This window comes from Amycolatopsis sp. CA-126428 (assembly GCF_002904335.1).
GTDB lineage: Bacteria > Actinomycetota > Actinomycetes > Mycobacteriales > Pseudonocardiaceae > Amycolatopsis.
Genome location: NZ_PPHF01000011.1, coordinates 18,364 through 27,651, shown reverse-complemented (window position 1 = coordinate 27,651; position 9,288 = coordinate 18,364). Strand labels below are relative to the sequence as shown.

10 protein-coding genes are annotated in these 9,288 nt (G+C 72.5%); 4 read left to right on the top strand and 6 right to left on the bottom strand.

Annotation, left to right across the window (positions count from 1 at the left end; genetic code table 11):
* Nucleotides 1-147: 147 nt before the first annotated feature.
* Nucleotides 148-354, bottom strand: a complete 207-nt coding sequence (locus C2L58_RS02835) for a DUF4177 domain-containing protein (RefSeq protein ID WP_103335566.1) — start codon at nt 352-354, stop codon at nt 148-150.
* A gap of 100 nt (nt 355-454) precedes the next feature.
* Here C2L58_RS02835 and C2L58_RS02830 point away from each other — a divergent pair, with 100 nt between their 5' ends.
* The 3 genes from C2L58_RS02830 (at nt 455) to map (ending at nt 4,053) form a co-directional block, all read left to right on the top strand.
* On the top strand, nt 455-1,309 hold the full coding sequence (locus tag C2L58_RS02830; protein ID WP_103335565.1) for a GNAT family N-acetyltransferase: 855 nt from the start codon (nt 455-457) through the stop codon (nt 1,307-1,309).
* 72 nt (nt 1,310-1,381) lie between these two features.
* Nucleotides 1,382-3,172, top strand: a complete 1,791-nt coding sequence (locus C2L58_RS02825; protein ID WP_199191070.1) for a penicillin-binding transpeptidase domain-containing protein — start codon at nt 1,382-1,384, stop codon at nt 3,170-3,172.
* 23 nt (nt 3,173-3,195) lie between these two features.
* Nucleotides 3,196-4,053, top strand: a complete 858-nt coding sequence (gene map / locus C2L58_RS02820) for a type I methionyl aminopeptidase (RefSeq protein WP_103335562.1) — start codon at nt 3,196-3,198, stop codon at nt 4,051-4,053.
* A gap of 1 nt (nt 4,054) precedes the next feature.
* Here the strand turns inward: map and C2L58_RS02815 are convergent, their stop codons facing one another.
* From C2L58_RS02815 to C2L58_RS02795, 5 genes are all read right to left on the bottom strand, one after another.
* Nucleotides 4,055-4,858 carry an ABC transporter permease gene (locus C2L58_RS02815; protein ID WP_199191069.1) on the bottom strand — a complete coding sequence of 268 codons (804 nt, stop codon included), beginning with the start codon at nt 4,856-4,858 and terminating at the stop codon, nt 4,055-4,057.
* The gene (locus C2L58_RS02810; RefSeq protein WP_103335559.1) at nt 4,858-5,823 is read right to left on the bottom strand and encodes an ATP-binding cassette domain-containing protein; all 966 of its coding nucleotides are present in this window, start codon (nt 5,821-5,823) and stop codon (nt 4,858-4,860) included. The genes C2L58_RS02815 and C2L58_RS02810 overlap by 1 nt, the downstream gene beginning before the upstream one ends.
* A gap of 27 nt (nt 5,824-5,850) precedes the next feature.
* Complete coding sequence (locus C2L58_RS02805) at nt 5,851-6,693, bottom strand: DUF4097 family beta strand repeat-containing protein (protein ID WP_103335557.1); 843 nt, start codon at nt 6,691-6,693, stop codon at nt 5,851-5,853.
* A gap of 73 nt (nt 6,694-6,766) precedes the next feature.
* Entirely contained in the window at nt 6,767-7,255 is a 489-nt protein-coding gene (locus tag C2L58_RS02800) for a toxin-antitoxin system HicB family antitoxin (RefSeq protein WP_103335556.1), read from the bottom strand.
* Between the two features lie 81 nt (nt 7,256-7,336).
* On the bottom strand, nt 7,337-8,020 hold the full coding sequence (locus C2L58_RS02795) for a FadR/GntR family transcriptional regulator (RefSeq protein ID WP_103335554.1): 684 nt from the start codon (nt 8,018-8,020) through the stop codon (nt 7,337-7,339).
* Between the two features lie 48 nt (nt 8,021-8,068).
* Here C2L58_RS02795 and C2L58_RS02790 point away from each other — a divergent pair, with 48 nt between their 5' ends.
* The gene (locus tag C2L58_RS02790; RefSeq protein ID WP_103335552.1) at nt 8,069-9,286 is read left to right on the top strand and encodes a CynX/NimT family MFS transporter; all 1,218 of its coding nucleotides are present in this window, start codon (nt 8,069-8,071) and stop codon (nt 9,284-9,286) included.
* Nucleotides 9,287-9,288: the final 2 nt, after the last annotated feature.

Sequence of the window (9,288 nt, the reverse complement as noted above, 5' to 3'; positions counted from 1 at the left end):
CGGCTGGCGCCCGGCTGGGCCGGTCTGCGCGCGGCCGAGCCGGTCTGGCGCCTGGCTGCCGCTCGGCTGGCGTCCGGCTGGGCTGGGCTGGGCTGCCGCTCGGCTGGCGCCTGGTCTGCCGCCGAGCCGCCGCCAGTCCGCGCTCCGCTACTGCACCGGCCGCTCGAACGTCACCAGCAGTCCCTCGACCCCGCCGGGCCCGACCCGGCCCTTCACCTCGGTGGCCGTGATCGCCTTCAGCTGCCACCCGTCCTCGGCGTGGTCGTTCAGCAGTTTCTCCAGCTTGCCGCCCGACATCTTGCCGCCGAGCAGCTTCTCGCGGACCTCGACGACCTTGTACGCATAACGCTGCATACCTCCGATACTGCCCGGAATGCCCGGCGGCGGCTGTTCATCTCACCGTGTCGGAAGGCTTGCGTTCCGTTTAGCAGTCGAATCTGGCACCCTGGAGCCCGTGTTGCGGCTTGCAGGTGCACGGCTGCTCGATGATCGGGACTATCCGGCGGTCCGTGCCGCGCTGGCCGCCGACCCGGTGGGCAGCTGCATGGTCAGCGCCCGGGTCGAGGCCGCGGGCCTCGACCCGTGGCGGCTCGGTGGCGAGCTCTGGGCCGCCGACAGCCGTCCGGTCCGGGCCGGGCGGCTCCAAGGGCTGTGCTTTTCCGGGCCCAACCTCATCCCCCTGCGCGGCAACGCGCCCGCGTTGCGCTCCTTCGCCGACCGCGCCCTGAGAAGGCAGCGCACCTGCTCCTCGCTCGTCGGCCCGGCCGAGCAGGTCCTCGGCCTGTGGGACGAGCTCGAAGGCGAGTGGGGCCCGGCCCGCGAGGTCCGCGGCGACCAGCCGCTGATGGCGCTGGACAGCACCCCGCTCGTCGCCGCCGATCCGCAGGTCCGGCCCGTCCGGCCGGACGAGCTCGAGCGGTACCTGCCCGCGGCCGTCTCGATGTTCATCGAGGAGGTCGGTGTCGATCCGCGCAGTGGTGACGGCGGCGCCAGCTACCGCGCCCGGGTCACCGAGCTGATCGGGGCCGGCCGCGCGTTCGCCCGCTTCGAGGACGGCGAGGTCGTCTTCAAGGCCGAGATCGGCGCCATGTCGGCCACCGTCGGGCAGATCCAGGGCGTCTGGGTGCACCCCGACCGCCGCGGCGACGGGCTCGGCACCGCCGGCACCGCCGCGGTCGTGAACCGGCTCGTCCGCGGCCTCGGCCGCACCGCCAGCCTCTACGTCAACGCCTTCAACACCCCCGCCCTCGCGGCCTACCGCAAGATCGGGTTCGAGCAGGTCGGCCAGTACGCGACAGTGCTGTTCTAAACCTGTTCCAACCACCCTTCCGTGGCGGTGTTGCGAAGCCGCCGCAACGCCCTGACCAGGCATCATCCGGCCATGAGTGCACGTCGACACCGTGCTCTCGCGGTGCTGCTGCTCGTCGCCGCGACCACGGCCGGGTGCTCGGGCGACAGTCCCGAGGACGCCCTCTCCGCCTTCCTGGACGCCGTCGCGTCCGGGGATGTCGCCGCCGCGGCGGCGAACACCGACTCACCGGACGCCGCCAAAGCGGTCCTGAGCCAGGTCCGCGGCGTGCTCGACCCCGAGGCCCTCGACGTCGACGACGAAGAGGTGAAGCAGCCCGACGGCGACGTCGTGACCGCCGGCTACCGGCTCACCTGGCACCTGCCGCACGGCCGCACCTGGTCCTACCGCGCGGACGCCCAGCTGCGGGCGGCCGAGAACGGCTGGCAGGTGCACTGGCAGCCGACGGTCGTGCACCCCCAGCTGGCCGTCGGCCAGACTCTCGGCCTGCTGCCGCAGCTGCCGGAGACGGCCCCGGTCCTCGACCGCGACGGCGGGGCGCTGATGCGCCCGCAGACGGTGATCGGCGTGGTCGTCGACCCGCAGAAGGCCGGCGACGCGAATGCCGTCGCCGGGACGCTGGCCAAGGCGCTGCACCGGTACGAGCCGTCGGTCACCGGCCGGTCCGTGCTGGACGGGATGAGCAAGACCAAGCCCGGCGACGCCTACCCGGTGATCACCCTGCGCGCCGGCGACTACCAGCGCGTCAAGCCGGCGATCTACGACCTGCCCGGCGTCCGCTTCGCCAGCCAGGAGCGGCTGCTGCCGGTGACCCGCGGGTCGGGGCAGCAGGTCCTGCCCGGCATCCGCGCGCTGGTCGAGCAGCAGCTGGCCGGGGCGGCGGGCTGGCGGATCGTCACCCGCGACGTCACCGGCGGCGAGGCCGCCGAGCTCATGGCCGAGCCGCCGCGGCCCGCGCCCGCCGTCACCAGCACGCTCAGCGCGAAGATCCAGGCCGCCGCCGAGAAGGCCCTCGAACCCGAGCCGTACTCCGCCGCGCTGGTCGCGATCCAGCCCTCGAGCGGGGACATCCTCGCCGTGGCGCAGAACGCCGCCGCCGACGAGGAGGGCTCGCTGGCCCTGTCCGGGCGCTACCCGCCGGGTTCGACGTTCAAGATCGTCACGGCGGCGGCCGCGCTGTCGGCGGGGGAGGTGGAGGCGGGCAGCCCGGTCGACTGCCCGGGGACGACGACGATCGAAAACCGCGTCGTGCCGAACGAAGGCCGGTTCGACCTGGGCCGGGTGCCGCTGAAGACGGCGTTCGCGCGGTCCTGCAACACGACCTTCGCCCGGCTCGCCGCCGGTCTCGCCGGCTCGTCGCTCACCGACACCGCCCGTTCCTTCGGCCTCGGTGCCGACTTCGTCGTCCCGGGCCTGACCACGGTCACCGGCGACGTCCCGGCCAGCGACTCCGCCGTCCAGCGGGCGGAGAACGGCTTCGGCCAGGGCCGGGTGCTGACCAGCCCGTTCGGCATGGCGCTGGTCGCGGCCACCGTGCAGGCCGGGAAGGTGCCGTCGCCGTCCATCGTCAAGGGCATGCCGGCGGCCACGAAGAACGTCGGCGATCCGCCGTCGCAGGAGGTCCTCGACGCGCTGCGCGGGATGATGCGGGACGTCGTCACGGTGGGCACCGCGACCGGGCTGCGGGACATCCCCGACGTCGCGGGCAAGACCGGCACCGCCCAGTTCGGCGACGGCTCCCACTCACACGGGTGGTTCGTCGGCTACCGCGGCGACCTGGCGTTCGCCGTGCTCCTCACCGACGCCGGGTCGTCCAAACCGGCGGTGCAGGCCGCACACCGGTTCCTGGCGGGGATCGGTTGACCGGACCGTCGTAAGGTGGAGGCATGTCCGTTCGTGCCCCGCTCGTTCCCGGCGTCCAGACGCCGCGCCGTGACGTCCCCAGTTCCATCGCCCGTCCCGAGTACGTGGACAAGCCGGCGCCGAAGCGGGACACCGGCAACGGCGTGCGCACGCCCGAGGTGATCGAGGCGATGCGGATCGCGAGCCGCATCGCGGCCCAGGCCCTGGAGGAGGGCGGCAAGGCCGTCAAGCCGGGCGCCACCACGGACGACATCGACAAGGTGGTGCACGAGTTCCTGCTCGACCACCACGCCTACCCCTCGACGCTGGGCTACCGCCGGTTCCCGAAGTCGTGCTGCACCTCGCTCAACGAGGTGATCTGCCACGGCATCCCGGACTCGACGGTGATCGAGGACGGCGACATCTGCAACATCGACGTCACCGCCTACATCGGCGGCGTCCACGGCGACACGAACGCGACCTTCCTGGCCGGTGACGTCTCGGAAGAGGCCCGCCTGCTGGTGGAGCGCACCCGCGAGGCGACGATGCGGGCGATCAAGGCGGTCCGGCCGGGGCGCCAGCTGAACGTCATCGGCCGGGTCATCGAGGCCTACGCCAAGCGCTTCGGCTACGGCGTGGTCCGCGACTTCACCGGCCACGGCGTCGGCCCGGCGTTCCACACGCCCCCGACGGTCCTGCACTACGAAGAGCCCTCCGTCGACACGATCATCGAGGAGGGTATGACCTTCACGATCGAGCCGATGATCACCCTGGGCACCATCGACTACGACATCTGGTCCGACGACTGGACCGTCACCACGAAGGACAAGAAGTGGACGGCCCAGTTCGAGCACACCCTCGTGGTGACGGCCGACGGCAGCGAGATCCTCACGCTGCCTTGAGTCAGTGGCTGGTGGCCTTCTTGTAGCAGCGCACCGAGAGCGGCACGAAGACCACCAGCAACACCGCGATCCACAGCACCGAGGCCAGGAGCGCGTGCTGCATCGGCCAGACGTCGCGCGGCGGGAGGGCCGCGCTCGTGTTGCCGAACAGCTCCCGCGCCGCCTGCGTGACCGCCGAAACCGGGTTCCAGTCCGCGATCGCGCGCAGCGGGCCGGGCAGCCGGCCGCTGTCGACGAAAGTGTTGGCCAGGAACGTCAGCGGGAAGACGACCACCATCGAGACGTTGTTGAACACCTCGGGCTTGCGCACGGCCAGGCCGAGCGCGCCCATCACCCACGACAGCGCGTAGGAGAACGCCAGGAGCAGGACGATCCCGCCCAGCGCCTCGAGCACGCCGGTGTGGATGCGCCAGCCGACCAGCAGGCCGACCAGGCCCATGATGAGCAGGCTCGCCGTGCTGAGGATGAGGTCGGCGGTGGTCCGCCCGATCAGGACGGCGGCCGGTGACATCGGCAGTGAGCGGAACCGGTCGATGATGCCCTTCTGCAGGTCGTCGGTCAGCCCGTAGCCGGTGACGATGCCGCCCATCGCCACCGCGAGGGTGAAGATCCCCGGCAGCATGAACTCGCGGTAGGACAGGCCGGGGATGTCGATCACGCTGCCGAACACGTACCCGAAGAGCAGGACGAACATCACCGGCGTGAACACGAGGGACCCGAGCAGGTCCAGCGACCGGAAGATCTTGATCGAGTTGCGCTTGGCGACCGTCACGCCGTCGGTCACGGCCATCTGCACCGCGTTCATCACACGGCCTCCTTCGCGAGTTCGGCGGGCTCGGCCGTTTCGCGGCCGGTCAGGGTGAGGAAGACGTCGTCGAGGGTGGGGCGGCGGACGCCGACGTCGCGGACGTCGACGCCGTCGGCCGCCAGCAGCGCCAGCGCTTCGGTAAGCGCTTTTGCGCCGTGGGACACGGGCACGGTGAGCCGGAAACCCTCGGCCTGCGGCTCGCCGCTGGCCAGCCGGGCCAGCGCCCGCTGCGCGACGGCGACGTCGTCGTGCGTGCCGACGGTCAGCTCGATCCGCTCCCCGCCGACGAGGTCCTTGAGCTCGTCGGCCGTGCCGCGGGCGATCACGCGCCCGTGGTCGACGACGGCGATGCTGTCGGCCAGCCGGTCGGCCTCCTCCAGGTACTGCGTGGTCAGCAGCAGCGTGGTGCCGCCCGCGACCAGCTCGGAGATGACGTCCCACAGGTCGGTGCGGGCCCGCGGGTCGAGCCCGGTGGTGGGCTCGTCGAGGAACAGCACCGGCGGGTTGGCCACGAGCGCGCCGGCCAGGTCGAGGCGCCGCCGCATGCCGCCGGAGTAGCCCCTGACCGGGCGGTCGGCGGCGTCGGCCAGGCTGAACCGGGCGAGCAGTTCCCGGCCGCGGGCCTTGGCCCGCTTGGTGCCCAGGTGGTACAGCCGGCCGACCATCTCGAGGTTCTCGGCCCCGGTCAGTTCCGGGTCGACGGCGGCGTACTGGCCCGAAGCGCCGATGTGCGAACGCAGCTCGTGCGCGTCCTTCACGACGTCGAACCCGGCGACGGTCGCCCGGCCGGCGTCCGGCTTCTGCAGCGTCGTGAGGATCTGGACGGTGGTGGTCTTCCCGGCGCCGTTCGGCCCGAGCACGCCGAGCACCGTGCCTTCCGGTACCGACAAGCTCATCCCGTCGAGCGCGGTGACCTTCCCGTACTTCTTGACCAGTCCCTCGGCCACGATGGCGTCTGCCATGGATCTTCCCCTTCGTGTGTGGAGTCTTCAGGCCCGGCGGATGACGATGTCGCCGGTGTAGGTGTGGGCTTTGACCTCGACGGTCTCGACGCCGGCGCCGGGTCCGTCGGCGGCGCTGAGCGTGTTGCGCACGGACCCGGTCAGCGAGTTCAGCTCGAGCCACGCGGCACTGCCCTCGCGGATGCCGACCTCGATCTCGCCGACGGCGGTCTCGAGGACGACCCGGTCCCGCACGACCTCGCCGAGCCGGATGTCGCCGGCGGCGGTCTTGGCGTGCACGCCCGCGTGGGCCAGGTCGACGAGGATGTCGCCGTTGGCGGTGCTGACACGCAGGTCGCCGGTCACTTCGCCGACGCGGGTCTCGCCGTTGGAGTTCTTGAGGACCGCGGTGCCGTCGATCTCGCGGATCCGCAGCTCGCCGGAGCCGGTGCCGAGCTCGGCGTGCCCGGTGGCGCGTTCGACGGTGACGTCGCCGGTCGCCGTGCTCGCCTCGACCCGGGCGGCTTCGTCCAGGTGGATGTCGCCGACGGAGGTCTTGAAGCGGCTGGGACCGACCCGGCCGGTGACGCGGAAGTCGCCCATCGCGGCGGTGCCGCTGATCTGCGAACCGGCCGGCAGCTCGACCGTGACGTGCAGGGCGCCGCCCTTGCCCCAGAGCTTGGTGACGTACTTCGGGCCCTTGACCAGCAGCTCGCCGCCGGCGAACTCGACGCGGGTCTTCGCGACGGCCTTGACGTCCTCGTTGTCGCCCGGGTCGGCCGGGGTGACCTCGACGGTCGTTTCCGTGCCGTCACCGGCGACGATCCGGACGTCCGCGATGCTCACGTCGATCGTGGCCGTGATCGGCTCGGGGGTGGGGAAAACAGGCATGGCTGCGCCCTCCTGGGGTGCTCGGGTGGCGTCTCCGCAGGTCGGAGACGTGAAGGCAGAGGCGAAAAGGGGGTTACTGCACCCAGCCGGTGTACTTCTCGCCGAAGACCGACCGGCGCTGGGTGGGGCGGCCGCGGTCGGTGCCCAGCGCGCTGCTCGCGGCCCGGACGAGCCAGGCGTTGATGGAGATGCGCTCCCGGCCGGCGGCTTCCTCCACGCGCTGTTTCAGCTGGTCGGGGAGCCGCAGGTTGATCCGGGAGACGGCGCCGTCGTCGGCCTCGGGCGGCGGCGGGACCTCCGCCGGAGCCGGTTCGGGCGCCGTGGGCACGGAAACCGCGAACTCCGGTTCGCGGCGGCGAAGGCGTACTTCGACGGAGCCGGGAGCGAGGTCGCGGGTGATCTCGTCGGCCGCGGCCGACAGCGCGTCGAGCAGGGTGAGCCGGATGGCGGACTCCAGCGGGGAGGCCAGCCGTTCGGCCAGGGTGACAGCGTCCTCGCCGGCCGCCTCGGCGGCGACCGCGAACTCGCGGCGGAGGCTGTCCACGAAGGGCGTCAGGTCCATGGCACTACTGTGGCACCGCAGTGGTGCCACGACAACCCCGAAATGGCACCCTTAGGGGTCATCGACCAAGAAAACCGCAGTTCAGGCCTGTTCGATGCGTTCCAGAAGCTCGTCGAGGAACCCGCAGGCCTCGGCGGCAGCGCGGTCCGGGTTCCGGTCGGCGATGGCCCGGGCGAGACCTTCGTGCCCGATCTCCGGCGAGTGGTCCGCGCCCGGCGCGATGCTGGACGTCGTCGCGATGCTGGCCGCGATGACCTCCGTCAGCCCGCGGTAGAGCTCGGTCAGCAGCCGGTTGTGGCCGGCGCCGACGACCGCGCAGTGGAACTCGGCGTCCGTGCGGGCGAAGTCCTGCCAGCGCCCTTCGCGCAGCTCGACCTCGCGGCGGCCGAGCAATGACCACAGCGCGGCGACCTCCTCCTCGGTCCGCTCGACGGCGGCGAGCCGCGCGCCTTCGACCTCCAGGGTGCGCCGGACCTGCAGGACCTCTCGCAGCTCCGAGCCGCAGAGTCGCCGGATCGCGCCGGAGACCTCGCTCGTGGCGCGCACGTAGGTGCCGTCGCCCTGCCGGACCTCCAGGAGCCCGGTGTGCGCGAGCGCGCGGACGGCTTCGCGGACGGTGTTGCGCCCGACGCCGAGCTGCTCGACGAGCTCGGCTTCGGTCGGGATGCGTTCGCCGATCGGCCATTCGCCCTGCGTGACCGCGGTCCGCAGCTGGTCGATGACCTGGTCGACGAGGCCTGCTCGGCGCGTGGTGGCCAGAGGCACAGGATTATCCCTTCATCCAATCATCCTACGTATGCGATAGTAGCGGGCATGCGCGTCGAACACCGTGGACCCGAACTGGACGCCGCCGCCGAGGTCCGGACGCCCGGCGTGGTCGCCGCCGGGGCGCTGCTCGCGGTCGCGGTGGTGCTCACCGCCCTCAACCTGCGTCCGGCCATCACCGGCGTCGGTCCGATGCTCGCCGAAATGCGCTCCGACCTGGGCACTTCCGTGGTCTGGGCCGGCCTGCTCACGACGTTGCCGACGCTCTGCTTCGCCGGGGCCGGGCTGGCCGCGCCGCTGCTCGCCCGCCGGGCCGGGGTCGGCGCCGCCATCGCGGTCGCGCTGGCCGCCCTCGCCGCCGGGCTGGTGCTGCGCGTGCTCGACGGCCCCGCCGTGGTGCTCGGCGGGACGCTCGTCGCCACCGCCGGGATCGCCCTGATCAACGTGCTCATCCCGGTCGTCATCAAGGACTCCTTCCCGGCTCGCATCGGCCTGCTGACCGGCGTCTACACCGCCGCGCTGCAGGGCGGCGGCGCCCTCGGCTCGGCGGTGACGCCCCGGCTCGGCGACGCCCTCGGCGGCTGGCGCCCGGCGCTGGGCGGCTGGGCCGCGCTGGCCGTCGTCGCGCTGCTGGCCTGGATCCTCGCAGCCCGCGGCACCGGCCGCGCACCGCGGCCCGCCGACGGCGCCGAAGGTGGCCGCTCGCTGCTGCGCAACCGGCTGGCCTGGATCGTCACGGCGTTCTTCGGCCTGCAGGCCTTCTACGCCTACGCGGCGATGGGCTGGTTCCCGCAGGTGCTGATGGACGCGGGCGTCCGGCGCGACGACGCCGGGCTGCTGTTCGGCCTGGTTTCGCTGATCGCGGTGCCGATCAGCCTCGTCGTCGCGCCGATGGCGGCCCGGCAGCGCGGGCAGAGCCGGTGGATCGTCGGGCTGGGCGTGTTCGGCGTCGCCGGGACGGCCGGGCTGATGCTCGCGCCGTCGTGGTCGCCGCTGCTCTGGAGCATCCTCGTCGGGCTCGGGATGAGCACGTTCTCGCTGGCCCTGACCGTGATCGCGCTGCGCGCGCGGACCGGCGCGGACACCGCCCGGCTGTCCGGGATGGCGCAGGGCTTCGGCTACCTGTTCGCCGCGCTGGGCCCGTTCCTCTTCGGCCTGCTGCACGACCTCGCGGGCGGCTGGACCGTGCCGCTGGCCATGCTGCTGGGCCTGCTCGGCGTCCAGCTGACCTTCGGCGCCCTCGCCGGCCGCCACCGCTTCGTCTGAGC

Coding starts and splice junctions, on each gene's coding strand:
- C2L58_RS02835 (WP_103335566.1), bottom strand. CDS start 354: ATGCAGCGTTATGCGTACAAGGTCGTCGAGGTCCGCGAGAAGCTGCTC.
- C2L58_RS02825 (WP_199191070.1), top strand. CDS start 1,382: ATGAGTGCACGTCGACACCGTGCTCTCGCGGTGCTGCTGCTCGTCGCC.
- map (WP_103335562.1), top strand. CDS start 3,196: ATGTCCGTTCGTGCCCCGCTCGTTCCCGGCGTCCAGACGCCGCGCCGT.
- C2L58_RS02815 (WP_199191069.1), bottom strand. CDS start 4,858: ATGAACGCGGTGCAGATGGCCGTGACCGACGGCGTGACGGTCGCCAAG.
- C2L58_RS02810 (WP_103335559.1), bottom strand. CDS start 5,823: ATGGCAGACGCCATCGTGGCCGAGGGACTGGTCAAGAAGTACGGGAAG.
- C2L58_RS02805 (WP_103335557.1), bottom strand. CDS start 6,693: ATGCCTGTTTTCCCCACCCCCGAGCCGATCACGGCCACGATCGACGTG.
- C2L58_RS02800 (WP_103335556.1), bottom strand. CDS start 7,255: ATGGACCTGACGCCCTTCGTGGACAGCCTCCGCCGCGAGTTCGCGGTC.
- C2L58_RS02790 (WP_103335552.1), top strand. CDS start 8,069: ATGCGCGTCGAACACCGTGGACCCGAACTGGACGCCGCCGCCGAGGTC.